The 26,795-nt window shown below is 63.7% G+C and carries 28 protein-coding genes, 1 pseudogene, 1 riboswitch and 1 other annotated feature; of the genes and pseudogenes, 5 read left to right on the forward strand and 24 right to left on the reverse strand.

The genetic code is table 11. The features are described 5' to 3' along the window. The first annotated feature begins 17 nt into the window (after positions 1–17). Both H6B51_RS18120 and H6B51_RS10240 read left to right on the forward strand, forming a co-directional pair. Positions 18–1,346, forward strand: coding sequence for a collagen-like protein (locus tag H6B51_RS18120; protein WP_204883616.1), 1,329 nt, complete (start codon positions 18–20; stop codon positions 1,344–1,346). 51 nt (positions 1,347–1,397) lie between these two features. After that, positions 1,398–2,471 carry a tetratricopeptide repeat-containing glycosyltransferase gene (locus H6B51_RS10240; protein WP_204883592.1) on the forward strand — a complete coding sequence of 358 codons (1,074 nt, stop codon included), beginning with the start codon at positions 1,398–1,400 and terminating at the stop codon, positions 2,469–2,471. A gap of 231 nt (positions 2,472–2,702) precedes the next feature. Here H6B51_RS10240 and queA read toward each other — a convergent pair whose 3' ends face one another. Then, on the reverse strand, positions 2,703–3,728 hold the full coding sequence (gene queA / locus H6B51_RS10245) for a tRNA preQ1(34) S-adenosylmethionine ribosyltransferase-isomerase QueA (RefSeq protein ID WP_204883617.1): 1,026 nt from the start codon (positions 3,726–3,728) through the stop codon (positions 2,703–2,705). Further along, a complete protein-coding gene (locus H6B51_RS10250; protein WP_243421237.1) occupies positions 3,725–5,392 on the reverse strand; it encodes a SpoIID/LytB domain-containing protein in 1,668 nt (555 codons plus the stop codon). The genes queA and H6B51_RS10250 overlap by 4 nt, the downstream gene beginning before the upstream one ends. 110 nt (positions 5,393–5,502) lie before the next feature. After that, a riboswitch (Lysine riboswitch) is annotated at positions 5,503–5,677 on the forward strand. Between the two features lie 151 nt (positions 5,678–5,828). Between H6B51_RS10250 and asd the strand changes: the two genes are divergently transcribed. From asd to dapB, 3 genes are read left to right on the forward strand one after another with little or no spacing between them, the layout of a single operon-like run. Next, positions 5,829–6,914 carry an aspartate-semialdehyde dehydrogenase gene (gene asd, locus H6B51_RS10255; protein WP_204883594.1) on the forward strand — a complete coding sequence of 362 codons (1,086 nt, stop codon included), beginning with the start codon at positions 5,829–5,831 and terminating at the stop codon, positions 6,912–6,914. Between the two features lie 7 nt (positions 6,915–6,921). After that, positions 6,922–7,815, forward strand: coding sequence for a 4-hydroxy-tetrahydrodipicolinate synthase (dapA, locus tag H6B51_RS10260; RefSeq protein WP_204883595.1), 894 nt, complete (start codon positions 6,922–6,924; stop codon positions 7,813–7,815). 37 nt (positions 7,816–7,852) lie between these two features. Further along, positions 7,853–8,623: a 4-hydroxy-tetrahydrodipicolinate reductase gene (gene dapB / locus H6B51_RS10265; RefSeq protein WP_204883596.1), complete on the forward strand. Its 771-nt coding sequence runs from the start codon at positions 7,853–7,855 to the stop codon at positions 8,621–8,623. 127 nt (positions 8,624–8,750) lie between these two features. On the opposite strand, the gene H6B51_RS10270 is transcribed toward dapB, so the two are convergent. The 22 genes and pseudogenes from H6B51_RS10270 to H6B51_RS10375 form a co-directional block, all read right to left on the reverse strand. Then, positions 8,751–9,938 carry an AI-2E family transporter gene (locus H6B51_RS10270; protein WP_204883597.1) on the reverse strand — a complete coding sequence of 396 codons (1,188 nt, stop codon included), beginning with the start codon at positions 9,936–9,938 and terminating at the stop codon, positions 8,751–8,753. 108 nt (positions 9,939–10,046) lie between these two features. After that, complete coding sequence (tyrS, locus tag H6B51_RS10275; protein ID WP_204883598.1) at positions 10,047–11,276, reverse strand: tyrosine--tRNA ligase; 1,230 nt, start codon at positions 11,274–11,276, stop codon at positions 10,047–10,049. Between the two features lie 32 nt (positions 11,277–11,308). Beyond that, on the reverse strand, positions 11,309–11,596 hold the full coding sequence (locus H6B51_RS18125) for a zinc ribbon domain-containing protein (protein ID WP_204883599.1): 288 nt from the start codon (positions 11,594–11,596) through the stop codon (positions 11,309–11,311). Between the two features lie 42 nt (positions 11,597–11,638). After that, positions 11,639–11,881, reverse strand: a binding site (T-box leader). Positions 11,882–12,057: 176 nt separating this feature from the next. Continuing rightward, complete coding sequence (recN, locus tag H6B51_RS10285; protein WP_204883600.1) at positions 12,058–13,755, reverse strand: DNA repair protein RecN; 1,698 nt, start codon at positions 13,753–13,755, stop codon at positions 12,058–12,060. 186 nt (positions 13,756–13,941) lie between these two features. Next, positions 13,942–14,394, reverse strand: a complete 453-nt coding sequence (locus H6B51_RS10290; RefSeq protein ID WP_204883601.1) for an arginine repressor — start codon at positions 14,392–14,394, stop codon at positions 13,942–13,944. A 4-nt stretch (positions 14,395–14,398) separates the two neighbouring features. Then, a complete protein-coding gene (locus H6B51_RS10295) occupies positions 14,399–15,262 on the reverse strand; it encodes an NAD(+)/NADH kinase (protein ID WP_204883602.1) in 864 nt (287 codons plus the stop codon). Continuing rightward, a complete protein-coding gene (locus H6B51_RS10300) occupies positions 15,259–16,080 on the reverse strand; it encodes a TlyA family RNA methyltransferase (protein WP_204883603.1) in 822 nt (273 codons plus the stop codon). Before H6B51_RS10300 ends, H6B51_RS10295 begins: the two co-directional genes overlap by 4 nt. Further along, positions 16,067–17,944 (reverse strand): 1-deoxy-D-xylulose-5-phosphate synthase, encoded by a 1,878-nt coding sequence (dxs, locus tag H6B51_RS10305; RefSeq protein ID WP_335342143.1) that lies wholly within the window; start codon positions 17,942–17,944, stop codon positions 16,067–16,069. Before dxs ends, H6B51_RS10300 begins: the two co-directional genes overlap by 14 nt. Next, complete coding sequence (locus tag H6B51_RS10310) at positions 17,945–18,427, reverse strand: divergent PAP2 family protein (protein WP_204883605.1); 483 nt, start codon at positions 18,425–18,427, stop codon at positions 17,945–17,947. Between the two features lie 7 nt (positions 18,428–18,434). Continuing rightward, a complete protein-coding gene (locus tag H6B51_RS10315) occupies positions 18,435–19,316 on the reverse strand; it encodes a polyprenyl synthetase family protein (protein WP_204883606.1) in 882 nt (293 codons plus the stop codon). Then, on the reverse strand, positions 19,313–19,549 hold the full coding sequence (gene xseB / locus H6B51_RS10320) for an exodeoxyribonuclease VII small subunit (protein ID WP_204883607.1): 237 nt from the start codon (positions 19,547–19,549) through the stop codon (positions 19,313–19,315). Before xseB ends, H6B51_RS10315 begins: the two co-directional genes overlap by 4 nt. Positions 19,550–19,583: 34 nt before the next feature. Further along, positions 19,584–20,771, reverse strand: coding sequence for an exodeoxyribonuclease VII large subunit (gene xseA / locus H6B51_RS10325; protein ID WP_204883608.1), 1,188 nt, complete (start codon positions 20,769–20,771; stop codon positions 19,584–19,586). Further along, on the reverse strand, positions 20,768–21,700 hold the full coding sequence (locus H6B51_RS10330) for a tRNA (adenosine(37)-N6)-threonylcarbamoyltransferase complex transferase subunit TsaD (RefSeq protein ID WP_204883618.1): 933 nt from the start codon (positions 21,698–21,700) through the stop codon (positions 20,768–20,770). Before H6B51_RS10330 ends, xseA begins: the two co-directional genes overlap by 4 nt. Continuing rightward, complete coding sequence (nusB, locus tag H6B51_RS10335; RefSeq protein WP_204883609.1) at positions 21,700–22,191, reverse strand: transcription antitermination factor NusB; 492 nt, start codon at positions 22,189–22,191, stop codon at positions 21,700–21,702. Before nusB ends, H6B51_RS10330 begins: the two co-directional genes overlap by 1 nt. Before the next feature lie 461 nt (positions 22,192–22,652). Further along, complete coding sequence (locus H6B51_RS10340; protein WP_204883610.1) at positions 22,653–23,033, reverse strand: Asp23/Gls24 family envelope stress response protein; 381 nt, start codon at positions 23,031–23,033, stop codon at positions 22,653–22,655. 81 nt (positions 23,034–23,114) lie between these two features. Next, on the reverse strand, positions 23,115–23,705 hold the full coding sequence (locus H6B51_RS10345; RefSeq protein ID WP_204883611.1) for a SpoIIIAH-like family protein: 591 nt from the start codon (positions 23,703–23,705) through the stop codon (positions 23,115–23,117). 9 nt (positions 23,706–23,714) lie between these two features. Next, positions 23,715–24,242: a stage III sporulation protein AG gene (locus H6B51_RS18130; RefSeq protein ID WP_204883612.1), complete on the reverse strand. Its 528-nt coding sequence runs from the start codon at positions 24,240–24,242 to the stop codon at positions 23,715–23,717. Beyond that, positions 24,239–24,730 carry a stage III sporulation protein AF gene (locus H6B51_RS10355; protein ID WP_204883613.1) on the reverse strand — a complete coding sequence of 164 codons (492 nt, stop codon included), beginning with the start codon at positions 24,728–24,730 and terminating at the stop codon, positions 24,239–24,241. The genes H6B51_RS18130 and H6B51_RS10355 overlap by 4 nt, the downstream gene beginning before the upstream one ends. 19 nt (positions 24,731–24,749) lie before the next feature. Then, on the reverse strand, positions 24,750–25,844 hold the full coding sequence (locus H6B51_RS10360; RefSeq protein WP_243421238.1) for a stage III sporulation protein AE: 1,095 nt from the start codon (positions 25,842–25,844) through the stop codon (positions 24,750–24,752). Positions 25,845–25,861: 17 nt separating this feature from the next. Then, complete coding sequence (locus H6B51_RS18135; RefSeq protein ID WP_275967524.1) at positions 25,862–26,239, reverse strand: SpoIIIAC/SpoIIIAD family protein; 378 nt, start codon at positions 26,237–26,239, stop codon at positions 25,862–25,864. A gap of 11 nt (positions 26,240–26,250) precedes the next feature. Further along, complete coding sequence (spoIIIAC, locus tag H6B51_RS10370; protein ID WP_204883615.1) at positions 26,251–26,445, reverse strand: stage III sporulation protein AC; 195 nt, start codon at positions 26,443–26,445, stop codon at positions 26,251–26,253. Positions 26,446–26,458: 13 nt separating this feature from the next. Continuing rightward, a pseudogene (locus tag H6B51_RS10375) lies at positions 26,459–26,795 on the reverse strand (stage III sporulation protein AB); the annotation flags it as partial.

The raw sequence follows: 26,795 nt of genomic DNA on the forward strand, positions 1-26,795 counted from the left end.
GTCCTCCTCCCTGTCCGATCCCCGGCCCCACAGGCCCTACAGGGGCAACCGGCCCCACCGGACCTGCCGGGCTGAATATTCCCGGACCCACCGGACCTACCGGCGCAACTGGGCCAACCGGAGCTACCGGTCCCACTGGCCAGAGCCTTCCCGGTCCCACCGGGCCCACGGGTGCCGCCGGTCCTACCGGCCCCACCGGGCCCCAGGGCGTCTCCGGTCCTGACGGAGCCACCGGCCCCACCGGGCCTCAGGGCATTCCCGGCCCCGACGGAGTCACCGGACCCACCGGAGCCATTGGACCTACCGGCCCATCTGGGGCAGCGGGTATGGCTGCCACTGTGGAGGTGGGCACCGTCACCACTGGCGCACCCGGTACGGTCGCCGAAGTGAGCAATGCGGGTACCCCCCAGAATGCCATTCTGGATTTTGTCATTCCCGCTGGCGCTACCGGCCCCACCGGCCCCACGGGCGCTGCCGGCGCTACCGGCCCTACCGGTCCCACGGGTGCTGCCGGCGCTACTGGCGCTACCGGCCCTACCGGTCCCACGGGCGCTGCCGGCGCTACCGGCCCTACCGGTCCCACGGGCGCTGCCGGCGCTACCGGCCCCACCGGTCCCACGGGCGCTGCCGGCGCTACCGGCCCCACCGGTCCCACGGGTTCCGCTGGCGCTGCTGGTCCCACTGGACCTACTGGCCCGACCGGACCTACCGGACCCACCGGGCCTGCCGGCACTGCTGGTGAGGACGGCGCTACCGGTGCTACCGGACCCACCGGCACGGCGGCAACCCTGGCGGTGGGCACCGTCACCACCGGCGATCCGGGCACTGATGCTCAGGTCACCAACTCCGGGACCCCCCAGAATGCCATTCTGGACTTTACCATTCCCCAGGGGGCCACCGGCTCCCCCGCTCCTCTGTCCCTGCTGTCCGCCTATTCCACCCCCGCCCAGTCGGGCGCTTCGGGGGACGCTCTGGTGTTTGACAAGAACGGGTTGTCCTACGGCTCGGACATCAGCCACACCGCCGGCAGCTCCACCTTTACCATCAACACCCCCGGCGTGTATGCCGTGGCCTTCCACGGCAGCTTCTCCCCGGCCAGCGGGGCCAATTTCCCCCAGACCATGGGAGCCTCCCTGGAGCAGAATGGCTCTGTGGTGCCGGGAGCCACCTCCCAGTATATCTTCCACACCTCAGCCCAGACCGCGGCCCTGTCCTTCAGTACTCCGGTGGCGGTGACCTCCGCACCGGCCACCCTTCAGGTAGTGGGAGACGGAGGCAGCTATCTCTACAGTACCATTGGTATGTCCATTTACCGTCTGGGTGATGTGCCAGACGACGACACCTAACACACTGCCCCCCGGCCCGTATGGGCCGGGGGGCAGTTCAGGAGGAACGCCATGAAGATCTGTGTCTACGCCATCTGTAAAAACGAGAGCCAATTCGTGGACCGGTGGATGGATTCCATGTCCGAGGCCGACGGCATCTATGTGCTGGACACCGGCTCCACCGACGACACCGTGGAAAAGCTGCGGGCCCGTGGAGCTCAGGTGATGGAAGAGCTGGTCTCCCCCTGGCGGTTTGACGTAGCCCGAAACCGTTCCCTGGCCCTGGTGCCGGAGGATGCCGATCTCTGCGTGTGTACCGACCTGGACGAGGTGCTCCATCCCGGCTGGCGGGCCGCCCTGGAGAGGGCATGGACCCCGGAGGCGGGCCAGGCCCGGTATCGCTACACCTGGTCCTTCCGACCGGACGGCAGCGAGGGTGTGGTGTTCTGGTATGAGAAGGTCCACCGCCGTCAGGGATACCGCTGGGTCCACCCGGTTCATGAAATCCTGGAGTGGATGGGGCCGGGCCAGCCGGGGCCCATGGTCACTGTACCGGGGATGCAGCTGGATCATTACCCGGATCCCGCCAAATCCCGGGGCCAGTATCTCCCGCTTTTGGAGCTGTCAGTGGCCGAGGCCCCGGAGGATGACCGCAACCTCCACTACCTGGGCCGGGAGTATCTGTTCCACCAGCGGTGGGACGAGTGCATCGCCACCTTAAAAAAGCACCTGGCCCTCCCCACCGCCGTCTGGGCGGATGAGCGGGCGGCCTCCATGCGGTTCATTGGCCGTGCCTACCTGCAAAAGGAGGAGCCGGAGCAGGCCCGTGGCTGGTTTTTCCGGGCCATCGCCCAGGCCCCCCACCTGCGGGAGCCCTGGATGGAGATGGCTATGCTGTGCTACCATCAGGAGGACTGGGATGGGGTGCTCTACTTTACCGGCCGGGCCCTGGCCATCGCCGTCCGGCCGGATACCTACATCTGTGAGGCCGAGCCCTGGGGGCCTCTCCCCCACGACCTGCGGTGTCAGGCCTTTTTCCGCACCGGGCGGAACGCGCTGGCACTGGAGGAGGCCAGAAAGGCCCTGGCCCTCTCCCCCGCCGACCCCCGGCTCAGGGGCAATGTGGCGGTTTTGGAGCATCTGTAGGGGCGGATATCATCCGCCCGCACGCTCCGGGGTGGGGCTCGGTCCGCCGGGCGGGTCTGGGACCCGTCCCTACGCAGACGATGACGGGAGGCGGGCGGCCACAGGCCGCCCCTACAGATACGGTTCGATCTTGTCCGCAGGGCCGCCATACATGGCGGCCGACGGTCCGGGGCCCATCTCCGCAAGACGCAAACAGGCCGGGGCTGCATCGCAGCCCCGGCCTTTGTCCGGTCAGCAGATGAACATGGCGTCGCCGAAGGAAAAGAAGCGGTATTTTTGCTCCACCGCCTCCCGGTAGGCGGCCAGGATGTGCTCCCGGCCCGCCAGGGCGGACACCAGCATGATGAGGGTGGACTCGGGCAGGTGGAAGTTGGTGATAAGGCAGTCCAGCACCTTGAACTTGTAGCCTGGGTAGATGAAGATATTGGTCCACCCGGCGCTCTCCTTTAAGGTGCCGTCCTCCGCCGCCCAGGACTCGATGGTGCGGCAGGAGGTGGTGCCCACACAGATCACTCTGCCTCCCTCCGCCCGGGTGCGGTTGATGAGCTCCGCCGTTCCGGCGGGGATCATGCAGTACTCACTGTGCATCTCGTGGTCCAGGATGTCCTCTTCCTTTACGGGCCGGAAGGTGCCCAGGCCCACGTGGAGGGTCACATAGGCCAGGCGCACCCCCATCTCCTCGATCTGCCGGAGCAGCTCTTTTGTGAAGTGGAGCCCGGCGGTGGGGGCGGCGGCGGAGCCCACCTCCCGGGAGTAGACGGTCTGGTACCGCTCGGGGTCGTTGAGTTCGGCCTTGATATAGGGTGGCAGAGGCATTTTACCCAGTTGTTCCAGCTTCTCCAGAAAAATGCCCTCGTACTCGAACCGGACCAGCCGGTTGCCCCCCTCCAGCACCTGGGTCACCTGGGCAGTGAGGGCTCCGTCCCCGAAGGACACCCGGGTGCCCGGTTTCATCTTCCGGCCGGGCCGCACCAGGCACTCCCAGGTCTTGTTTCCCCGGTCGATGAGCAGCAGCACCTCCACCGCCCCGCCGCCGGGCTCCCGGTGGCCAATGAGCCGGGCGGGCAGCACCCGGGAGTCGTTGAGCACCAGGCAGTCCCCCGGTTTCAGCATGGTGGGCAGGTCGAAAAAGTGCATATGCTTTCTCTCGCCGGTGTGCTTGTCCAGCACCAGCAGCCGGGAGGAATCCCGTTTCTCCAGGGGAGTCTGGGCGATGAGCTCCTCCGGCAGGTCAAAGTTGAAATCCGATGTTTTTATGGCTTGCGCACCTCAATTCCTGTGTAATAAAAGGTAAGGATATCCTTATAAGTATACCCCTGCTGGGCCATGGCGTAAGCGCCCCACTGGCTCATGCCCACGTTGTGGCCCCAGCCGGAGCCGGTGATGGTGAACACCAGGTCGCCGGTACTGGAGGAGCCCCCGGAGGGCTGGGCCTGACTCACTGTGCCGCTGCCGTCGATGACGTACACCTCACTGCCCAGCTGGGCGGTCTGGCCGGAGCCGTTGATGGCGTAGGCCCCGTCCAGGGTGGACAGGGTGCCGTCCCCGTCCACCACATAGGAGCCGCCGGAGCCGGCGCTCCCCGAGCTGGTGACGGTGTAGTTGATGGACCGCAGGTTGAGGAAGGTCCGGCAGGCGTCCCGGATCTTGCTCCAGGTCTTGCCGGAGGAGTCGGTAAAGGTGATCTCGATGGCGTTGCCGGTGGGGCTGGTCTTGGTGACCTTGAAGTCCACAATGCCTGAGTTCACATACCCCTTGGAGTTGAGCAGATCGGTGAGCTGCTGGGCGGTGTAGGTCACCGTCCAGTTGTAGTTGGAGATCTTGCTCACCACCGAGGCCTCATATGGGTCCACCTTGCCGATGAGATAGGCCACGTTGCTCCCCCATACGTTGACGGCGCTCTCAGTGGCGCCCCCGTCGTGGGAGGAGTACACCGCTTCGATGAGGGAGCCGTTGTACCAGGCGTACTCCCCGTAGGTCTCAGTCACCGCCTTGCTGCTGTTGGCAGTCACCAAACCCATACCGGAGTATACCTGGCAGCAGGTGGAATTGCAAATGTCAAAGCCCTGGCTGCTGTGCTTGCTGGCGGTATAATTTCGGTAGGCGTAGGTACGGGCGCACACCGCCTGGGCCTTCAGAGCCTCCAGAGGCCAGGAGGAGCTCATCTCCCGGACGATGACCCCCTGTACATAGTCCTCCAGGCCGATAACGTTGCTCACCGTCAGGTTGCCCTTGCTGACCCGCTGGTACTGGAACCCTCCGTAGTAAGTATTGCCCCGGAAGATGGTCTCGGTTTTGACGCTGTCGTTCTGCCCGGGCTTGATCCCCAGGCAGTAGTTTCCGGTAGTGCTGTCAAACTGGAAGAGGATTTGGCTGGTGCCCGTCTTGACCACCGACACCCCGTAGCTGGAGGTGCCCACCAGGGTGGAATCGGACAGGCCCAGGGCGGTCTGGGCGGTCTGGGCAGAGGTTTTATCCAGATAGGCCCCCACCCGAGCCTGCCACACCCCGTCGATCCAGGCCACGAAGCCCCCGGCATAGGCAGAGGCGGCGGCGGACGCCTGGGCATAGGAGGAGTAGCTCCCCGGCAGGCGGATGTGCCAGCAGCCCACGGCGATGTCTGAGGTCAGACTGTCATAATACCCTGCCCAGCCTCCGGAGGTGCCGTAGTACACGTTCTGGGTTTTCACCACGGAAATGGCCGTTTCGCTGGTGGAAGTCAGCTGTTGAAAGACACGGCTGCTGTCATAGTAACCCAGACGGTAGCCGCTGCCCACATCGTTGAGCAGGTTGGCCCCCGGTAGGGCGGAGCTGCCGTAGAACAGGCCAACCTTGATGGTGGGGTCCATCGCCACCGCCGCGCTGGCGCTCAGGGGCGTCCACAGAGTGGCGGCTATCGCCGCGCATAAAAGGATATACAAAAATTTTCGTATGATATTCCGTTTCATTTGTATATTTTTACAACTCACTTTCGTTGACACTTCCGCCAAGTCTGTGGTACAATTTCACAAACTACACAGCGAAATTATCTATGCAGGATAGAGGCGCGGCTGTTCAAGAGTACCGCGGGGAGGGCGACCGGGCCCGGCGAACCGTGGGAAAGGGGAGGCCGCCGAAGGGGCGCTCCCCGGCGGGGCGTTGACCTGGTTGCCCGGTGAACATCCGTGCGACTGTCGCCGCGGAAGCGGCGGAGTGCTGTCTGCTTTTGTCGGTTAGTGGCGGGGGTTTTGCGCCCATGCCATTATAGTACAAAATCAGCAGTTCTGTAAACTGCTGATTTTCTTTTTTTGCTGTCTCCGGTTCCCGGTCTGAGACAGGCCGGACCCGGAATAGGAATGGAGTAATGGAGGTATCGTCATGGAAAAATATAAAGTAGGCGTCATCGGCGGCACCGGTATGGTGGGCCAACGCTTTGTCTCTCTGTTGGAGAACCACCCCTGGTTCCAGCTTACCGCCATCGCGGCCAGCAGCCGCTCCGCCGGAAAGACCTATGAAGAGGCCATCGGGAGCCGCTGGGCTATGGATACCCCCATGCCTGAAGCCGCCCGGAAGATGGTGGTCCTCAACGCCCAGGAGGACATCGAGGCCATTGCCTCCCAGGTGGACTTCGTCTTTTCCGCCGTGGATATGAAAAAAGATGAGATCAAGGCCCTGGAAGAGGCTTACGCCAAGCACGAGTGCCCCGTGGTCTCCAACAACTCCGCCCACCGCTGGACGGCCGACGTGCCCATGGTGGTGCCGGAGATCAATCCCGAACATATCAAGGTCATCGAGGCCCAACGAAAGCGACTGGGGGTGGAGCGCGGGTTCATCGCCGTTAAGTCCAACTGCTCCCTCCAGAGCTATGTTCCCGCCCTGCACCCCCTGCGCGGCTTCGGTCTGGATCAGGTGCTGGTTTGCACCTATCAGGCCATTTCCGGCGCGGGCAAGACCTTTGACACCTGGCCCGAGATGGTGGACAACGTGATCCCCTACATCGGCGGCGAGGAGGAAAAGAGCGAGCAGGAGCCCCTGAAGCTGTGGGGCAAGGTGGAGAACGGGGTCATCGTCAACGCCCAGTCCCCCGCCCTCACGGCCCAGTGCCTGCGGGTGCCCGTGTCCAACGGCCATATGGCCGCTGTGTTCGTGCGCTTCCAGAACAAACCTACCATGGAAGAGATCAAAGAGACCTGGGCAAATTTCCAGGGCCGCGCTCAGGAGCTGGCCCTGCCCTCCGCTCCCAAGCAGTTTTTGCACTACTTTGAGGAGCCCGACCGCCCCCAGACCCGGCTGGACCGGATGACGGAGGGCGGCATGGCGGTCTGCATCGGCCGCCTGCGTCCTGACACGCAGTATGACTACAAGTTCGTCTGCCTGTCCCACAACACCCTTCGCGGCGCCGCGGGCGGCGCAGTCCTTCTTGCCGAACTTCTGTGCGCGGAGGGTTACATTTCAAGGAGGTAACCCTATTATGAGAGAGCCTGTTTTTACCGGAGCCTGTTCCGCTATCATCACCCCCTTTGACCACAGCGGCGCTGTCGACTATGATAAGTTCGGCCAGCTCATCGACGAACAGATCGAGCGGGGCCTGGATGCCATCTGTGTCTGCGGCACCACCGGCGAATGCTCCACCCTCACCATCCGGGAGCACATCGCAGTGGTGGAGTACTGTGTCAAGCGGGTGAACGGCCGGGTCAAGGTAGTTGCCGGCGCGGGGAGCAACGACACCTCCGCCGCCGTCTATCTGTCCCAGCACGCGGAGGACTCCGGCGCCGACGCCCTGCTCCACGTCACCCCCTACTATAACAAGGCGTCCCAGACCGGCCTCATCAAGCATTACGAATATATCGCCGACCGCACCAAGCTGCCGGTGATCCTGTACAACGTTCCTTCCCGGACCGGCGTGTCCTTCACCGCCGAGACCTACAAGGTGCTCTCCCAGCACCCCAACATCAACGGTGTCAAGGAGGCCAGCGGAAATTTCTCCCTGCTGGCCCACACCCGGGCCATCTGCGGCGACGACTTCTACATCTGGTCGGGTAACGACGACCAGGTGGTGCCCATGATGAGCCTGGGGGCCAAGGGGGTCATCTCCGTGGTGGCCAACATCGCCCCGGAGATCATGATCCAGATCACCCACCTGTGCCTGGAGGACCGCTTCTTTGAGGCCTCCAAGCTCCAGCTCAAGTACATGGACTTCATCGACGCCCTCTTCCTGGAGGTCAACCCCATCCCCATCAAGGCCGCCATGAACCTGGCGGGGTATGACATTGGCTCCCTGCGCCTGCCCCTGTGCGACATGACCAACGGCCCGCTGGAGACCCTGCGCCAGTCCATGATCAAGATCGGCCTGCTCAAGGGCTGAGATACCAAAGATCCCATCCAGGAAAGGAAGTAGTTCTATGCTCAGGCTGATCCTCTCCGGCTGCAACGGCCGGATGGGCCGGGCTGTGGCCGCCATCTGCGCCGCCCAGCCCGACCTGGAGATCGTGGCCGGCTTTGACCTGCTGGGGACCGGGGACGGGTCCTTCCCCGTCTACTCCTCCCCCGCTCAGTTCCAGGGCACGGCCGACGCCCTCATCGACTTCTCCTCCCCCGCCGCCCTCCCCGCCCTGCTGGACTTCTGCACCAGCCGGAAGGTGCCGGCGGTGCTGGCCACCACCGGCTACTCCCCTGAGCAGCTGGAGGCCATCGACCGGGCCGCGGAAAAGGTGCCCCTGTTCCGCTCCGCCAATATGTCCCTGGGGGTCAACGTGGTGATGGAGCTGGTGCGCCGGGCCGCCGCCGCCCTGTGGGAGAGCTGCGATATCGAGATCGTGGAAAAGCACCACAACAAAAAGGTGGACGCTCCCAGCGGCACCGCCCTTATGCTGGCCGACGCCGCCGCCTCTTCCCTCCCCTACCAGCCGGACTATGTGTACGACCGCCACAGCGTCCGCAAGGCCCGGGACAGGAAGGAGATTGGCATCTCCGCCGTCCGGGGAGGCGGCATCGTGGGCGAGCACGACGTGATCTTCGCCGGAGACCACGAGGTGATCCAGATCAGCCATTCCGCCATGAGTCGGGAGGTTTTCGCCTCGGGCGCCGTCAGCGCAGCCCGGTTCCTGGCCACCGTCCAGGCCCCCGGCCTGTACTCTATGACCCAGCTGGTCCAGCAGACCGTTTCCGATTAAAGACCAGGCCGCCGCGCAAATTTGCGCGGCGGCCTTTTACATCCAAGCCGTCTCCTGAGGACGATGGCATGGACCCGCGGTCCAAAAACGCCTCCGTATGCTTCTGTCATACGGAGGCGTTTTGTAATTAGGATCTCTTGTCTGTTCGTTTCTCCGCGCCCTCGATGGCGTTCATATCCAGGTGCTTGGCCTTGAGCCGGGCATTGACCCATTCCCGCACCAGGGCATACAGCACCGCGAAGGTGGGTACGCCCAGGATCATGCCGGGGAAGCCAAACAGGCCGCCGCAGGTGACGATGGAGACCAGCACCCAGATGGCGGACAGGCCGGTGCTGTCCCCCAGGATCTTGGGGCCCAGGATATTGCCGTCAAACTGCTGCAAACCAATCACCATGATAAAAAACCGCAGGGCGGCCCAGGGGTCCACGATGACCAGGATGAAGAAGCAGGGGATGGCGCCGATGATGGGGCCAAAGAAGGGGATCACATTGGTGACCCCGATGGTCACGCTGATGAGCATGGGATAGGGCAGGCGCAGGATAAGACACAGGGCGAAGCACATCACTCCAATGATGGCCGAGTCGATGATCTTGCCATTGATGAAGCCCAGGAACACCTGGTTTGCGTGGCTGAGGATCTTCAGCAGCCGGTCGGACAACCCCTTGGGCAGGGCGGCGTACATCAGCTTTTTCAGCTGAGGCACCAGCTTGCCCTTCCCTGCCAGCATGTAGATGGAGGAGATGAGGGCGGTGATGCCGGAGATCACCCCGGTACCCACGGCGTAGCCCACGTCCAGTAGCTGAGGCAGTGCGTCGGCCAGGGAGGTGCTGAGCTTGCTGGCAATGTTCTGCACATCCCCCAGCACGGCGTTGATCCCCTCCGGGTCCAGGCCGAACTGGTCGGTCAGGTCGTTGACCAGCTGGCTGAGCCCCGTGAGATAGGTCTGCATATTGCCCGCCAGGTCGGTAACGCTCTGGACCACCTGGGGGATGATGAGGTTGAGCAGGATAGCCACCACGCCGAAGGCCAGCAGGTAGACCACCAAAATGGCTAAAGCCCGCCGGTATTTCACATTGGAGAAGCACTTCCGCTCAAAAAAGGCCACGGGGGTGTTCAGCAGATAAGCGATGGAAAAGCCGGCGATAAAGGGGGAAAGAACCCCCATGAAACGGTCCACCCGGGCAGCAATGACCTCTGCCTGGTTGAGTCCCACATAGAACAGGATGGCCAGCAGGATCACCAACAGCAGGGAGATATGCTCCCGCTCCAGCACGTACCATTTCTTCTTCTGATCGGGCCCTTCTTTGTCAGGCAAGGCAGACTCCTCCTTTGGGATACGGTCTTGTGATATTGTAACATAGAGCGGGCCCCGCCGCAATGCTCTGTTGCGGCGGGGCCCAATATTGTTGGGACATATTCGGGCTCAGCCCTGGAGGAAGGCCCGGTGGAACACCTTCTTGCCCTTCTTGACGGTGACGCCCTCGCCGGAGAGCTGATCGGCAGTGACGGCGGTATTCACGTCGGTTACTTTTACGCCATCCAGCTCCACGCCCCCCTGCTCGATAAGCCGGCGGGCCTCCTTCTTGGAAGGCACCAGACCGCACTTGAGCATCAGGTCCAGGATGCCGATGGCCCCGTCAGACAGATCGGCAGCGGCCAGGGCGGTGGAGGGCATGTTGCTCTTGTCCCCACCGGTGGAGAACAGAGCCCGGGCGGCGTCCTGAGCCTTCTTTGCCTCCTCCTCGCCGTGGACCAGCTTGGTCAGCTCAAAGGCAAGGATCTCCTTGGCGGTGTTGAGCTGGGCCCCCTCCCAGCCGTCCATCTGGTCGATCTGCTCCAGGGGCAGGAAGGTGAGCATCCGGATGCACTTGAGCACGTCTGCGTCTCCCACGTTCCGCCAGTACTGGTAGAAGTCGTAGGGGCTGGTCTTGTTGGGGTCCAGCCACACGGCCCCGGACTGGGTCTTGCCCATCTTCTTGCCCTCGGAGTTGAGCAGCAGGGTGATGGTCATGGCGTGGGCGTCCTTGCCCAGCTTCCGGCGGATGAGCTCGGTGCCCCCCAGCATGTTGGACCACTGGTCGTCACCGCCGAACTGCATGTTGCAGCCGTAGTGCTGGAACAGATGGTAGAAGTCGTAGGACTGCATGATCATATAGTTGAATTCCAGGAAGCTAAGGCCCTTCTCCATCCGCTGCTTGTAGCACTCGGCCCGCAGCATGTTGTTTACGCTGAAGCAGGCCCCCACCTCCCGCAGCAGCTCCACATAGTTGAGCTTCAGGAGCCACTCGGCGTTGTTTACCATCTGGGCTTTGCCCTCGCCGAACTCAATGAACCGCTCCATCTGCTTTTTAAAGCAGTCGCAATTGTGCTGGATGGTTTCGGGGGTCATCATCTGCCGCATGTCGCTGCGGCCGGAAGGATCGCCTACCATGCCGGTCCCCCCGCCGATGAGGGCAATAGGACGGTTGCCCGCCATCTGGAGCCGCTTCATCAGGCACAGGGCCATGAAGTGACCCACGTGGAGGGAATCGGCGGTGGGGTCGAAGCCGATATAAAAGACGGCCTTCCCCTCGTTGATCATTTTGGAGATCTCTTCCTCATTGGTCACCTGGGCGATAAGGCCCCGGGCCTTCAGTTCTTCGTAGCAGGTCATGTTCATTTCTCCTTTATCTTAGCTATGTGATCTCAATATAACCGCGTTCCGCAGTGGGGGCATTTGGCGTCGTCCATGTCATGAGGCTCACCGCAGTAGGGGCAGGGGGTCTGGGCGATGCCATCCTCCTCTTCCGGCGGCTCCACGGCGTAAAACTCCAGCTTTTTGCAGCCAGAACAGCAATAGAGATCCACCGCCAGGGCCCCGGACAGCAGATGCCCCCAGGAGCCAGTGAGCCATCCATACTGCCCCAGCTGGAGCTTTTCCTGGCCGATATGGACCATTTCCCCGCCGCAGCGCAGGCAGATATCCCGTTCCACAACCCCACTCCTTTCCGTCAAAAACGCCCTCTGTCCCTTGGGACAGAGGGCGTAAGCTACGCGGTACCACCTCTGGTTCACCGTCTTTTCGCAAAGACAGCCTCAGGTCGTGCCAACACACGACGGCGCGGTAACGGGCGCACCCGACCCAGCCCTACTGGGGGTCTCCCCCGTTCAGGCGGCTGCTCCAGGGTGTATTTCCCAGCCTGTCCCCTCCCCCTCTCACCAGCCGGGGGCTCTCTGGGCGGGACGGGGGCCGCTACTCCTCCCTGTCATCGCAGTAACATATCGAGTTGGATTATAGGATATCCTTTCAGATTTGTCAAGTAAAATCCCAGATCACCCGTCAGCTGTATGGGGCTCCGCCCCGGCGCACCCCTCTTGAAAATCAACGGGCCGGCCGAGCCGGTTAGAGTGATGATCCAGCGGCCGCTGCTTCTCTCTTGCCAACTCAACAAAACTTAACTTTTGTGCAGTTTATGATAGCGGTCGGCGTTGTCAAGCAGCTCCCCCGCGGCGCTGAGGGTGGCGTCGGTGATATGCTCCCCGGAGGTGAGCCGGGCCAGCTCCTCCATCCGCCGGTCCCGGGTCAACCGCTCCACCTGAGTATAGGTGCGGCCCTCCCGCTCCCCCTTCTCCACCGAGAAGTGGACGTGGGCCATGGCGGCCAGCTGGGGCAGATGGGTGACGCACAATACCTGCTTGGTGCGGGCCACGTCAGCCAGCTTTTCGGCCACCTTCTGGGCCGCCCGGCCGGACACCCCGGTGTCTACCTCGTCGAACACCATGGTGCCCACGTGGTCGTTCTCCGCCAGCACGTTTTTCAGGGCCAGCATGATGCGGGCCAGCTCGCCGCCGGAAGCGATCTTCTGGATGGGCTTCAGGTCCTCCCCCACGTTGGCCGACATAAGGAACTGCACCTCGTCCAGGCCGGTCTCATCCATGGCGTCCTCCCCCAGCTTGGGCTGGAACTCCACCTGGAACCGCACCTTGGGCATGTCCAACTGGGCAAGCTCGGTCTGGATCCGCTTCTGGAGTGCCTGGGCGGCCTTCCGCCGGGCGGTGCTGAGGGCCTCTCCCGCCGCTCTGGCTTCAGCCAGGGCCTGGGTCTTTTCCTTCTCCAGACGGGCGATGGTGTCGGTGGAGAACTGGATCTCATCCAGCTCCAGGCGGCATTTGCTCAGATAGGCCAGCATCTCCTCCACCGTGCCCCCGTATTTCTTTTTCAGCCGGTGGAGCACATCCAATCGGCTTTCGATCTGGTCCAGCTCCCCGGGCTCGAAGTCGAATTCCTCCCGCAGGTCCCGGATCTGCTCGGCCATATCATCGGCGGCGCACCGCAGGTCGGTGAGCTTTTCCAGCAGCCCGGCGGCCTGGGCGCTGATCCGCCCGGCGGCATGGAGGGCGCTTTCCGCCTCCCCCAGCAGGGCGGCGGCCCCCTCCCGCTCCTCGTCGCCGGACAGGGCCAGGTGGGCCCCTTCCACGCTCTCCATCAGCTTGCCGGCGTTGCGCAGCAGGTTGCGCCGGTCGGTGAGCTCCTCCTCCTCCCCCGCCCGCAGCTCTGCCCGCTCCAGCTCACCGATCTGGAACTCCAGGCTGTCAATGCGCCGGGCCTTCTCCGCCTCGTCCATCTGGAGGGCGGAGATCTCACGCCGGAGGGCGGCCAGACGGTGGAAGGCCTGCTGGAAATCCGCCAGCAGGGGCCCGGTCTCCCCGAAGCCGTCCAGATATTCCAGATGGCACCGCTGATCCAGCAGCTGCTGGCCGTCGTGTTGGCCGTGGATGTTGAGCAGCTGCCGTCCCAGCTGGCGCAGCTGGGAGACTGTGATGAGCCGGCCGTTGATCCGACAGACATTTTTGCCGTCGGGCTGGATCTCCCGCTGGATCACCAGGCTGCCCTCCTCATCGGGACCCACCCCGTTCTCCCGGAACCAGTCCAGGCTGGGCAGGTTGGTGAACACCGCATTCACCAGGGCGGATTTTGCCCCGGTGCGGATGAGATCCCGGCTGGTGCGTTCCCCGATGATAGCTCCGATGGCATCCACTACGATGGATTTGCCTGCGCCGGTCTCGCCGGTGAGGGCGTTGAACCCCTGGTCGAACTGGATGTCCGCCGCCTGGATGACCGCGATATTTTCAATGTGGAGCAGAGAGAGCATGGTATCACCTCAGCGTATCAAAAGGCCTCCTCCGAAGGCAAGCCTCGCAGAGTTCCTGGGGCCGCAGCCCCAGGAATCAAATCAAAATCCGTCATTTCCGAGGACATGCGCCTTGGAAATGACACATCTCATGGCGGACAGGGTGAACATTTCCAACGAAATCGAGCCTTGGCCTTTCCAGGCAGGTCATTTCAGCATGGCGTGGATCTCGTTGCACAACTCGGTGGCGTCCTCGTTGGTACGCATGATGAGGATGGCGGTGTCGTCTCCCGCCAGGCTGCCCACCATGCTGGGGATATCCATGCCGTCGATGGCGGAGCAGGCTGCCGAAGCCAGCCCGGGCATGGTCTTGAGCACCACGATATTCTGGGCCACATCAAAAGAAGTAACACCCTCTTTGAAAATGGTGCGCAGCCGGCCGGCAATGTTCATGGAGGCCTTGCGCTCGGACACGGCATAGCGGTAGGTGCCGTAGCCGGTGAGCTCCTTGATGAGGTGGAGCTCCTTTATGTCCCGGGAAATGGTAGCCTGGGTGGAGTGAACCCCCCGGGCCCGCAGTTCAGAGAGCAGCTGGTCCTGGGTATCCACGTCCTGTTCCGCGATGATATTCAAAATCTCCTGCTGCCGCTTTGCTTTCATTGGCTTAGGCACCTCCCAATTTGTGGTTTAGAATCTCATAAAAGGACCGTCCGGTGATGCGCACCAGAGAGGTCCTGGACTTGGATCTGCGGGTCTCCACCACGTCTCCCCCGTTGAGCTTGAAGGCCCGTCCGCCGTCCACCGACAGAAAGGCGGTCTTGCGGGGCATCCGGCCCACCCGGATGGATACCGTCCGGTCCCGGTCCAGCACGAATGCCCGGGCGGCAAGGGCATGGGGGCAGATGGGGGTGACGATGATATTTTCCGCAGTGGGCTCCACGATGGGGCCGCCGGCGGACATGGAGTAGGCAGTAGAGCCGGTGGGCGTGCTCACCACCACCCCGTCAGCGGACATCCGGGAGATGAGGGTCTTGTCCCGCATGACCTCCAGCTCCACTACCCGGGCCACCGCTCCCTTGGTGAGGGCGGCGTCGTTGAGGGCCAGATCGGAGTAGATCACCCGGCCCTCCCGGCGGACCTGAACGTCCAGCATCATCCGATGCTCCACCGAGTATTTGCCCGAGGCCAGCCGGGACAGCATGGACAGCTCTCCCAGCTCCAACTCGGCCATGAAACCCACACTGCCCAGGTTCACTCCCAGGATGGGCACCCCAAACTGGTTGGCGTCCTTGGCGGCGTGGAGGATGGTGCCGTCTCCGCCAAAGCACACCAGGATATCGGCGTTCTTCAGCTCCTCCGCTGTTTCCTTGAACTGAATGTGCTTTGGCAGCTCGATGCCGCCTCCCTCCACAGAAAAGGGCAGGCAGACGGCGGTCTCCACTCCAGCCGCCCGCAGGATCTTCTCTGCCGACTGGGCGGCCTTTAAACCCTTGTCTCTGTAGGGATTGGGGCTCAGTACCACCTTCATGTCGCCACCCCCTCCAGGGCCTCGTGGGAGGCCTTGACCAGCGCTGCCGGGTCGCCGGACCAGGTGGAGCCCTTCCCACCCGCCAGCAGATGGCCCAGGTACTCGATGTTGCCTTCGGGTCCCCGTATGGGGGAAAAGGTCATATCCTTTACAGTAAACCCGGCCCCGGCGGCGTTCAACAGGAAGCTCTGAATGACCTCCAGGTGGACGGCGGGATCACGGACCACCCCCTTCTTGCCCACCTTTTCCCGGCCTGCCTCAAACTGAGGCTTGACAAGGCAAACCACTTGTCCGTCCGCTTTCAGCAAACCGTGAAGGGCGGGCAGGATGAGCTTCAGGGAGATGAAGGACACGTCCACACTGGCGAAGTCCAGCTCGTCGGGCACCTGTTCATGGGTCAGGTAGCGGGCGTTGGTGCGCTCCAGACAGACCACCCGTGGATCGCTGCGGAGAGACCAGGCCAGTTGGCCATAGCCCACGTCCACGGCGTACACCTTTGCCGCCCCGTTCTGGAGCATGCAGTCGGTGAATCCGCCGGTGGAAGCTCCGATATCTCCGCACACAGCCCCGGCCAGAGAGATGCCGGAAAAGGTCTTCATGGCCTTCTCCAGCTTGAGGCCGCCCCGACTCACATAGGCCAGCGTCTGGCCCCGCACTTCGATCGGAGCGTCCTCGGGGAACTGGGCCCCAGCCTTGTCCGCCTTCTGCTCTTTCACATAGACCTGACCGCTCATGATGATAGCCTGTGCTCTCTGGCGGCTCTCCGCCAGCCCACGCTCCACCAGCAGCACGTCAAGCCGCTTTTTAACTGTCGCCATGTCCGCATACCTCCCGGGCCTTCTTGTACAGGGAGGCACCGTCCAGGCCCCGGAGGGTCCGCAGCTGCTCCACCCCGCCGTGGGTCACAAAGCCGTCTCCTGTGTTGACGTAGGCCACCCGGGCGGTGATCCCCCGCTCCAGCAGGCCGGCAGCCAGCCGTTTGCCTACGCTCCCCCCAGCGGCCTCCTCGGCCATCAGCAGCCGCCCGGTCTTTTGGACCGACCGGGCCACCGGCGCCACATCCAGGGGGGTGATGGTATTAAATTTGAGTAGTTCCGCTTCCAGCCCGTCGGCGGCCAATCTGTCCGCGCAGTCCAGCAGGGCGTTGATGGTGATGCCATAACCTGTCAAGGTGATATCCTTGCCAGGTCGCAACAGAGCGGTCTTGACCTTACCGGAGTCAGCCTGATAGGCGCCCTCCCCTCCTCTGGGGTAGCGGACGGCCACCGGGCCGGTGAGCTCGTAGACGGCGTGACGGAGCATGGACTCCAGCTCGGCAAAGCTGGAGGGGCAGAGCACCGTCATGCCGGGAATGGTGTCCAGAAAAGCGGGGTCAAAGACCCCGTGATGGGTTTCTCCATCCTCCCCCACCAGTCCGGCCCGGTCCACGGCAAACACCACGTGGAGGCCCTGGAGGGCCACGTCGTGGATCAGCTGGTCGTAGGCCCGTTGAAGGAAGGAAGAGTACACGGCAAATACCGGGGTCATTCCCTGCTTGGCCATACCGGCGGCCATGGCCACCGCATGGCCTTCAGCGATGCCCACATCGAAGAACCGCTCCGGGAATCGGGCGGCGAAGCCATCCAGACCGGTGCCCCCCTGCATGGCGGCGGTGACGGCGCAGATCCGGGGATCTTTCTCCGCCATTCCGCACAGCAGCTGGCCAAAGGTGGCGGAGAAGTTGGGCTTGGAAGAGGCCACCAGCTCTCCGGTCTCTACGCAGAACCGGCCTACCCCATGGAAGGCGTCCGGATTGCGCTCAGCAGGTGGATAGCCTTTTCCCTTTACAGTTCTTACGTGGAGCAGAACAGGGGCTTTCAGGTCTTTGGCGTACCGGAGCAACCGGGTAAGCCGCTTCACGTCGTGGCCGTCCACCGGCCCCAGGTAGGTGAAGCCCATGTCCTCAAAGAGAGAGCAGGGTAGCAGGGTCTCTTTTACGGCGGTCTTGACCTTATGGGTGACCTTGTAGATCCCCCGGCCTACGGTGGTGGCTCCCATCACCTTCCGGTAGCCCCGCTTAAAGCGGAGGTACTGAGGCTTCAGCCGTTGGCGGGCCAGGTGGTCGGCCACGCCCCCCACGCTTTTGGTGATGGACATGCCGTTGTCGTTGAGGATGACGATGAGGGGCTCCTTGCTGTCTCCCGCGTCGGACAGACCCTCATAGGCCAAGCCACCCGACAGAGCACCGTCCCCCAGTAGGGCCAGTACGCTGTAGTCCTTATGCTGTAAAGTCCTTGCCCTTGCCATACCAATGGCCACCGACACCGCGTTGGAGGCGTGACCGGCGATAAAGGCGTCGGCCTGGCTCTCGCTGGGCTTGGGATAGCCGGCGATGCCGCCGAAGGACCGCAGGCCCTCCATAGCCTGATTGCGGCCGGTGAGAATCTTGTGAGCGTAGCACTGGTGGCCCACGTCAAAGACCAGCCGGTCCCGGTTGAGGTCAAACACCCGATGGATGGCAACGATCAGCTCTACCGCTCCCAAACTGGACGCCAGGTGCCCACCGGTGCGGGAGACTACATCGATGATGCGGGCCCGCAGCAGGGAGCACAGGGCGGCCGCCTCGCTGTCGCTCAGCTGGCTCAGGTCCATAGGAAATTGATCCAGATTCAGAATGGGAAAACACCTCCCGGTGGAGCAAATTCAAGTGGTGGGAGCATAGGGACTGGCCCACAGCCAGGCGCCCACCAGTCCGATAGCCACTCCCAGCAGCCCCCCCATCAGTACCTGAAAGGGGGTGTGGCCCAGCAGCTCCTTCAGCTCCTTGCCGAAGATAGCGGGCTTCATCTCGCTCCAGTGCTCCATGATATAATTGAGGATCTTGGCCTGCTCACCCGCTGCCTTGCGGACATTGGCGGCATCGTACATGACCACGATGGCCAGCACAGCGGCGATGCTGAACAGGGGCGAGGACCATCCGTACATATAGCCGGTGGCGGCGGCGCATGCGCACACAAAGGCGGAGTGGGAGCTGGGCATCCCGCCGCTGGACATGATATAATGCCAATCCAGCTTCCGCTTGGTAATGACCACCAGGATCATTTTCAGGATCTGAGCTACGGCCCAGGCCATGATGGCCAGATTCAGAATCAGGTTGCCGGTGAGTACATCCACTACATTTCGCATAAATCCCTCACTTCTCACGGCCGGCCAGAGACTGGGCCAGCCAGCACAGGTCCTCTCCCTCCGGGCCGAAGAGGGACAGGGCCTCCACCGCCTCGGCGGTAAGCTTATCCACCAGCCGGCGGCATTCCTCCAGGCCTTTCAGGGTCACAAAGGTATTCTTTTCCCGCTTGGCGTCGGAGCCCACCGGCTTGCCCAGGGTGGCCTGATCCCCCACCACGTCCAGAATGTCATCCTGGATCTGGAAGGCCAGGCCCAGCCGGGCAGCAAAACGGCACAGGGCCTGCCGCTGTTCCTGGCTGCCGCCGGCCAGCACGCAGCCCATCTCCACCGCCGCCTGGATGAGGGCGCCGGTTTTGAGACGCTGGAGCTCCTCCACCTCGGACAGGCCCAGGGCGTGACCCTCGCCAGCCATGTCCAGTACCTGACCCCCCACCATGCCTTGGGCGCCTGCCGCCCGGGCCAGCAGCCCGGCGGCCTCCAGCACCCGCTGGGGGGGCAGCTCCACGGTAGGGTCCAGCATCCACTCAAAGGCCGCCGTCAGCAGGGCGTCTCCCGCCAGCACAGCGGTGGCCTCCCCGTACACCTTGTGATTGGTTGGGCGGCCCCGGCGTAGGTCGTCATCATCCATGCAGGGCAGATCGTCGTGGATGAGGGAATAGGTGTGGATCATCTCAATTGCTCCGGCAAAGGGATAGGCCGCCGCCGGGTCTCCACCGCACATGCGGCAGGCCTCCATCAGCAGCACCGGCCGGATCCGCTTGCCCCCGGCCAGCAGGCTGTAGTACATGGCGTCATACAGATCTCCTCTGGGAACGCGGCGGTCAAAGCAACTGCGCAGCCACCCTTCAATGGCCGTTCTGTGGCTTTCCAGTCTTTCCCGTCCGATCATACCGAGCCCTCCTCAAAGGGCCGCTCCTCCGGCTGGCCCTCCGGCCCCGCCAGCAGTAGCCGCACCTTTTGCTCCGCCTGGTCCAGCTGGGCCGAGCAGGCCCGCATGAGCCCCGTCCCTTCTTCAAAAAGGGCCAGGGCCTGCTCCAGCGGGGCGTCCCCCCGCTCCAGCAGCTTGACGATCTCGTCCAGGCGAGCCATCGCCTGCTCAAAGGTCAGTTTTTCTTCGGCCATTGTCAAGTTCCTTTCTGTCCCAGTGGGTGTATGGTTAAATTACCTTACAGGGGATCTCCCCGTCCGCCATCCGCAGCCTCAGTGAGTCCCCCGAGGCCACGTCGGTGACCGAGCGCACGACCCCGCCATCCTCCTTCTGTGGGATGGCATAGCCCCGGCCCAGTACCTTCAGCGGGCTGAGGGCGTCCAGCTTGGCGGCCAGGCGGGCAAACCCCTCCCGCTCCCGACCCATAGCGGCGGTAAGACCGGCGGCCAGCTTGTCCCGCTGGTAGTCCAGCACCATCCGCTTGTCGTCCACATAGTTCATGGGGTCCTGGAGGGCCCGGCACCGGGAAGCCCGCTCCAGCTCCTTCCCCGCCCGCTCCAGCCGGCGGCCCATGGTCTGGACCATCCGGGCCCTGAGCTGAGCCAGCCGGGCTCCCTCCTCGTTCTGGTCGGGCACCGCCAGCTCGGCGGCATTGGAGGGAGTGGCCGCCCGCTGGTCGGCCACGAAGTCGGCAATGGTCACATCGGGCTCATGGCCCACGGCGGAGATTACCGGGATACGGGAGTGATAGATGGCACGGGCTACGACCTCCTCGTTGAAGGCCCACAGATCCTCCATGGAGCCGCCTCCCCGGCCGGTGATGATCAGGTCGGCCACCTGGTGACGATTGGCCCACTGGAGGGCGGCGCTGATCTCCCCGGCGGCCTCCGCCCCCTGGACCCGCACCGGCATGACGAAAATCTCCGCCATGGGCCAGCGGGCCCCCAGGATCCGGATCATGTCCCGCACCGCCGCCCCCACCGGGGAGGTGATAAGGGCAATTCGCCGGGGATATGGGGGCAGGGGCTTTTTGTGGGCCGGATCGAACAGGCCCTCCCGGTACAGCTTTTCCTTCAACTGCTCAAAGGCTACGTGGAGGTCTCCCACCCCGTCAGGAGTGAGGGCGGTACAGTACAGCTGATACTGCCCATCCCGGGGAAAGGCGGACACCCGGCCAAAGGCCATCACCTTCATACCGTTTTCCGGCCGAAACCGAAGGCTGGCCGCTTCCCGGCGGAACATGACGCAGCGGATCGTACTCTCCCGATCCTTCAGGGAAAAATAGTGATGACCTGAGGAGTGGGCCTTATAGTTGGAGATCTCCCCCTGGACGTAGAGGGCGGTGAGCTCTCTGTCCCGCTCCAGCAGGGTCTTGATATACTGGTTGAGCTGGGAAACCGTGTAGACACTGTTCATGAAAAGGTCCCTTCCTTTACAGCTCTCCAGGCCAGGATGGCGGTCCCCATGGCGTTGTCGGTGGAATACTGAGGCGGGGCGAACACCGCCTCCAGAGGGGCCATCACCTGCCGCAGCAGGCTGTTGGAGGCCACACCTCCGGAGCACAGCACCGGCAGGCCGGGGTACCGCTCCAGGGCGGCCCGGGTGGCCCGATACACCACCTGGGCCACGGTCAGCAAAGCGAACCGGGCGACGTCCGCCGGAGCGGCGCCCTTCTCTAACATGGTTTTCACCTTGTTTTCCATCCCGGACAGCGAGAATGTAAAGCCGTCCAGCCTGACAGCAAAGCTGCTGTCCTCCCCCTCTCGGGCCAGGGTATCCAGTCCCTTGCCCGCCGGGAACGGCAGTCCCAGCAGCACTCCGGTGCGATCGATGAGCTGGCCGGCGGAGATATCGCTGGTGCCTCCGATCCGGGTAGCCCTCACGTTGACCCCATCAGGCTCCACGTGGAGCAGCTCGGTGGTCCCTCCCGACAGATGCCAGGCCAGCATAGGCCTGTCCAACAGCTCCAACCGGCCCGCCGACCAGGCGGCAGCGGCGATATGGCCCTGTTGATGGGAGCAGGGGAAAAAAGGCACCCCCAGGGCGGCAGCCAGGGCCCGGCCCTGGCTCTCCCCAACCAGAAAGCAGGGCATGTAGGAGTCCTCCACTGCCCTGGGCCGGGTGGAGGCCCCAACGGCGGCAATGTCCTTCAGCCACCCCTCCCGGGCCAGCTGCTCCAGCCGGCCGGGCAGGGCCTTGACGTGCTGGAAGAGGGCGTCGCTCTGCCGCAGGCCCAGCTCTCCGGGGCGCACCTCCAGCAGGCGGCCGGCATTGCTGCCGTCGGCGCCGTCAAAGACAGCGGCGGAGGTGGTGTAGTTGCTGGTGTCGATACCAAGCGCCCGGATCATGCCTGCTCCTCCGGCTGGCCGGCCTTCAGACCCACCGGGTCGGGGATATTCTCCCCCCGGACAAAGGAACCCAGGATGCCGTTGACAAAGGAGACCACTTCGGGCTCCTCATAGTGCTTCACCAGCTCCAGGGCCTCGTTGATGGCGGCGGCGTTGGGGATGTCCTGCATATACAGGATCTCATACATAGCCACCCGCATGATGGCCACCGCCACCCGGTTGAGCCGGGAGAATTTCCAGCCAATGGCATACTTGGAGATATACTCGTCCAGTTCAGGGGCGTGGTCGTACACGCCTTCCACCAGGCGGGTGATGTAGGCCCGCTGGGCCTCGTTGGGGAACTCGGCGTACAGGGGCTCCTCTTCCCCAATGAGGGCAAAGGTCTTGCGGTCCAGGGCCTCCTTCAGCAGGTCGGCGGCGGTCTGTCCGGTAAAGCCCAGCTCAAAGGTCAGGTGGACGGCGATCTCTCGGGCGGCGGTTCTGGTCATGGCGGTTCCTCCATTCCGGCGGTATGGCCGGGTGATATTCACAGTTATAATAATTATACATCATCGATATGCAAAAGGAAACGGGTAAATTTAAAATATGCCGTATGATCTCAACGGCGTTTTTTATCAATCCGGCCAACAGGCACAAAAGGCCCGGGGCGTTTCCGCCCCGGGTCTCAGCTTGTCGAAAAACCTTCCCCGCAGGGAGCCTCGCAGAGTTTACCCGCAAGGGGTACGCCGCATCCGTAAGGCAGCAAAGCTGCCAACGGCTGCGCAGCTGTCGCCCGCAGGCGACAGAATCAAATGGAAATCCGTCATTCCCGGGGACATGCGCCTCGGGAATGACACTTCTCATGACGGAGCGGCCGACCATTTCGCGAGAAATCGAGGCCGAGCCGTCATGCAGCCTTTTTCGACAGTCTCAGGCCCGGGGCGTTTCCGCCCCGGGCCTGCCACGGGTTTTACTTGTGCTCCTTGTCAAAGACGATACCGGACACGTGGACGTTGACGGTCTCCACGGTCAGGCCACTGGTATTCTGGATGGCGTTGTACACCGCGCTCTGCACCTGCTTGGCAACATCAATGATAGTATAGCCGTATTTGATCAGCAGGGACACATCCACCCGGACGCTCTCGTCCACCATCGCAATGCGGATGCCCTTGGACAGGTTCTTCTTGGCGCCCAGCAGCTCCGCGATATCGCTGCTCAGGTTGGTGGACAGGCTGCCCACCCCCTCCACCTCGGTGGCGGCGGCGGCGGCGATCACCGCCAGGACATCCTCTGAAATATGGATGTTCCCCAGCTCGTCAGGCCGGGAGACATATTCCTTTCCATCGCCCATTCCGGTCACGCTCCTTTTGTATACTATACCGTCATTGTACCACAAACAGGAGAAATTACAACTGATTTTTTCCCGCCGTCCTCAGGGCTGCGCCGGGACAATGGTGATGGCGCTGGCCTCCAGGCCGGTTTCGTCGGTGACGATCTCGGTGATACGGGCCACGTCGGCGTCGGTGAGTCCCTCCTCGGAGGCTGATACCACCACACTGACGCTGTTGTCGCTGATGAAGGCGATGCAATCGGCGTAACCCTTGGCGATAACCAGGTTTTCGATCTGGGCCTCGGACACGGTATAGTCCGCCAGGGTCTGGATGGCCGCTCCGGTTTCGGCCTTCAGGGTCTCGTTGGCGTTCTGATCGGCCACCGTGTCCTGAAGGATGGCCAGGGCACTGTCCCGGGCCTGCTGGCGGTTGAGCCGGGCGGTGTCAAAATAGCCCCCCCCGGCGGTGTCCTGGGAGGCGGGGCTGGGAGACGGGGACTGGGCTGTCCCCGATGGAGCGGGGCTGGCCTGGAGCAGGGGGTCCGCCGACTGGACCGACACCAGCTCGGCCTCCCCCAGGGTCTTGCCCGCCTCCTGGGCGCTTTCCCGCTGATAGCTCCAGTTCAGGTACACCGCCCCGCACACAAAGAGCACCACCGCCGCCACCACCGCGTTTCGTTTCCATACGTTCATATCGCTGCCTCACTTTCCTTTTGATACTGAGATCCTGTCGCTGCCCAGGCCGGTGAGGGCTGCCACCGCCTCCACCACCTGAAGCCGTACCGCCGGGTCGTTACCCCCGGAGCATATCACAAGAGCCCCCTGATATTGGGGCGAAAGCTGCTGGATCACCACCGGCTCCTGGACTCCGGAGCCTCCGGAGACCACTACCGTGGACTGGCTGGACTGGCTCTGATCGGACCGGTAGGTGGATTGGCTGTCCTGGGCCAGCACCTGAATAGGGCCGCTGCGCAGGGTGAGGACCACCTCCACCGCGCCCACCCCGTCCATCCTGGTCAGAGCCTCCTCCAGCCGCTCCTCCAGCTCCTCTGTCTCAAACGCCACCTCCCCCTCCGGCTGATCCGGTTCGGCCTCCCCCCCGCTCAGGATGGGCAGCCCCATCAGCACCACCCCAACCAGCACCACCAGCAGGGCGTATTTATACCGCTGAAAGAGCGCCAGCCCCCTGGTTTTCCAGAGGGCAAGCCTCTGACGTCCCTCATCTTTCATTCCGTTCCCCCGCTTTCGTAATACTGCCGGTCCGCCGGGATGGCAAAGTCGGCCTCGATCTGGTCGGTGAGGGCCTGCCGCTGCTGACGGTCCAGCTCCCCTGTCACCGTTACCACCTTGGGCACCGGGTAATCCGCCGTCAGGTCTGCCTCCACCGCTACCCGGCAGGTGATGCCCAGCGCCGCCGCCTTGTCCTGAATATATGCGGCGCATTGTTCTTCTATGATGTTGGCCGTCAGGGTTTTGTTGGTTTCCTCCAGGCTCTGGGCGTCCAGTTCCGCCTCCAGCCGGTACTCGGTCATGGCCTGGGTGAGGGCACTGCCGTCCAGGCTGAGCAGAGGCTTGATCACCGCCAGCAGGAGGAGCAGCCCGCCAGCCAGCCGGGCGGCCCGCTTGGGGCCCCCTTCCGGAGCCAGTCCCTGGGCCAGAGCCAGGATCAGGGCCGCGCAGGTCACCCCCATGAGCCAACGGCCCAACAGCTCCACCATATCCTCTCCTCCTTTCCGTCTATCCTCCCGCCGCAGCCACCGCCGTCATCATGGAGATGAGCAGCACCAGAGCGCAGGCCCCCGTCATGCCCAGGATGAGCCCGAAGGCCCCGCCGATCTGGTCGATGAGGACCGCCACCCGGCTGCCCGACAGGGTGGTGCTGAGGGCGGAGGCCACCTTGTAGGTCAGGTAGTGGATCCCCAGCTGGAGAAAGGGCACCAGACAGATGCCGATGACCGTCAGCATCCCAAAGACCCCGATGGTGTTTTTCAACACACCCGCTCCCGCCAGCACCGTCTCGGCGGCGTCGGACAAAATGCCCCCCACCACCGGCACCAGGCTGGACATGGTGAGTTTGGCCGCCTTCACCGACAGGGCGTCGCTGGTGCCGGCGATCACCCCGCTGATGGTGAGATAGGTCACAAAGACGATGAGTACCCCGGTGAGGATGGTGGTCACCACCCATTTCAGGGCGGCGGCCATCCGCTTCAGCCCCTCATTGCCTACCGCCGCCCAGGCCACGCAGGCGGCGATGTAGGTGTACACCAGGGGGAGGAGCACCCGGTTGATGAGGGTGATGAGCAGGTCGGAGCACAACAGGGTGGCCAGCTGCCGGGCCACGGCGCTCCCCGGATACCCGGCGGCGGAGGCCGCCGCCGTCACCGCCGGCAGCAGCAGGGTGGAAAAGCTGTCCATATGGTCGATGGCCTCCTTGCCCATGCCGATGAGGGAATTGGCGTCGGCCGCCGCCACCGCCGTCACCGCCAGGGCCCCGATGAGGGCCACTCCGTTCACCGCCCCTTTGTCCGCCCCGGCGCTCTCCGCCAGGGAGCAGAAGAGCACCACCGCCAGCAGCAGGGCCCCGCTGCGCAGGGCCTTGCGGAGCACGCCGCCCATCTCCGCGCTGCCGGTATCCAGAATCTGCTCAATACCCTGGTCCAGATCCAGACCTTCCTCCAGATCCAGGCCAGGAACCCAGGCCGCTCCCGCCCCTTCCAGGCCGGATAGATCCAGAGCCTCCCCCTGGACGAACAGCACGTCCCCTTCTGCCGCTCCGGCGGGGAGGACCAGCACCAGCAGCAGTCCGGCCAGGACCATGAGCCGTCTGAGCATCCGTCCCTCCCCCCTCCTCACAGCAGCTCCTCCACCGTGTCCAGCACCGCCCGCAGCAAAGGGAGCGCGGCGCACAGGGCCAGTACCGTCCCGGCTGCCTCAGCGGCGGCGGCCAGCCCCCCCTCTCCGGCGTCCTTGCATACCTGGACCGCCAGGTGGGTAAGGATGGAGATACCCACCGCCTTGAGCACCGGGGCCACCACCGCCGGGGACAGCCCCGCCATGGTCTGGAGCTCTGAGACCACGGCGGTCACCTCTTCCGCCGCACCCAGGGCCATGGCCAAAATCATGGCCGCCGCCCCCAAGGCCACCACAAGGGCGAAGGGCCCTGCCTTTTCCTTCAGCAGCACGGCGCACAGGGCGGCGGCCACCGCCACCCCGCCTATCTTCAGCATAGTCTCCATGGCTACAGCCCAAACAGGTTCTTGACCATGTCGAACAGGCTGCTGATCTGCTGGACCACCATCATCAGCACCACCACCAGCCCCGCCAGAGTGGTCATGGTGGCCTGCTCGTCCCGGCCCGACCGGGAGAGCACCTGGTTGAGCACCGACACCAGGATCCCGATGGCGGCGATTTTAAAGATCAGATCCACATCCATAGTCTCGACTCCTTCACAGCAGCAGAATCACCAGCAGCCCGCCGGCCGTCAGGCCCAGCACCCGGTACATCCTGCCCCGGTTTTCCACCTCCGCCCGGGCCAGTTCCCCCTCCCGGGCCAGCTCCTCCGCCGCCAGGGCCAGGGCGGCGCGCACCTCCTCTTCCTGATACCGGCCCAGTACCGTCCCCAGCCGGTCCAGCACGGCCAGGGCACGCTCCTCCAGGTCCAGAGGGGCGTCCAGCAGGGCTTGGCGCCAGATCTCCGCCAGGGAGCGGCTGCCCAGCTCCCCCAGCCCATCCCGGCAGGCCCCGAAGAAGGCCCCCACAGGCCCGGGAGCGCCCTCCGCCAAC

The sequence above is a fragment of the Pseudoflavonifractor phocaeensis genome (assembly GCF_016901955.1).
Taxonomy (GTDB): Bacteria; Bacillota; Clostridia; order Oscillospirales; family Oscillospiraceae; genus Flavonifractor; species Flavonifractor phocaeensis_A.

Coding starts and splice junctions, on each gene's coding strand:
- H6B51_RS10315 (WP_204883606.1), bottom strand. CDS start 19,316: ATGATCGGACGGGAAAGACTGGAAAGCCACAGAACGGCCATTGAAGGG.
- H6B51_RS10300 (WP_204883603.1), bottom strand. CDS start 16,080: ATGGCGACAGTTAAAAAGCGGCTTGACGTGCTGCTGGTGGAGCGTGGG.
- xseB (WP_204883607.1), bottom strand. CDS start 19,549: ATGGCCGAAGAAAAACTGACCTTTGAGCAGGCGATGGCTCGCCTGGAC.
- recN (WP_204883600.1), bottom strand. CDS start 13,755: ATGCTCTCTCTGCTCCACATTGAAAATATCGCGGTCATCCAGGCGGCG.
- H6B51_RS10355 (WP_204883613.1), bottom strand. CDS start 24,730: ATGGTGGAGCTGTTGGGCCGTTGGCTCATGGGGGTGACCTGCGCGGCC.
- H6B51_RS10360 (WP_243421238.1), bottom strand. CDS start 25,844: ATGCTCAGACGGCTCATGGTCCTGGCCGGACTGCTGCTGGTGCTGGTC.
- asd (WP_204883594.1), top strand. CDS start 5,829: ATGGAAAAATATAAAGTAGGCGTCATCGGCGGCACCGGTATGGTGGGC.
- H6B51_RS10345 (WP_204883611.1), bottom strand. CDS start 23,705: ATGAACGTATGGAAACGAAACGCGGTGGTGGCGGCGGTGGTGCTCTTT.
- dapB (WP_204883596.1), top strand. CDS start 7,853: ATGCTCAGGCTGATCCTCTCCGGCTGCAACGGCCGGATGGGCCGGGCT.
- H6B51_RS10290 (WP_204883601.1), bottom strand. CDS start 14,394: ATGAAAGCAAAGCGGCAGCAGGAGATTTTGAATATCATCGCGGAACAG.
- nusB (WP_204883609.1), bottom strand. CDS start 22,191: ATGACCAGAACCGCCGCCCGAGAGATCGCCGTCCACCTGACCTTTGAG.
- H6B51_RS18135 (WP_275967524.1), bottom strand. CDS start 26,239: ATGCTGAAGATAGGCGGGGTGGCGGTGGCCGCCGCCCTGTGCGCCGTG.
- tyrS (WP_204883598.1), bottom strand. CDS start 11,276: ATGACCTGCTACGAAGAACTGAAGGCCCGGGGCCTTATCGCCCAGGTG.
- xseA (WP_204883608.1), bottom strand. CDS start 20,771: ATGAACAGTGTCTACACGGTTTCCCAGCTCAACCAGTATATCAAGACC.
- H6B51_RS18130 (WP_204883612.1), bottom strand. CDS start 24,242: ATGAAAGATGAGGGACGTCAGAGGCTTGCCCTCTGGAAAACCAGGGGG.
- spoIIIAC (WP_204883615.1), bottom strand. CDS start 26,445: ATGGATGTGGATCTGATCTTTAAAATCGCCGCCATCGGGATCCTGGTG.
- H6B51_RS10295 (WP_204883602.1), bottom strand. CDS start 15,262: ATGAAGGTGGTACTGAGCCCCAATCCCTACAGAGACAAGGGTTTAAAG.
- H6B51_RS10310 (WP_204883605.1), bottom strand. CDS start 18,427: ATGCGAAATGTAGTGGATGTACTCACCGGCAACCTGATTCTGAATCTG.
- H6B51_RS10240 (WP_204883592.1), top strand. CDS start 1,398: ATGAAGATCTGTGTCTACGCCATCTGTAAAAACGAGAGCCAATTCGTG.
- H6B51_RS10340 (WP_204883610.1), bottom strand. CDS start 23,033: ATGGGCGATGGAAAGGAATATGTCTCCCGGCCTGACGAGCTGGGGAAC.
- dapA (WP_204883595.1), top strand. CDS start 6,922: ATGAGAGAGCCTGTTTTTACCGGAGCCTGTTCCGCTATCATCACCCCC.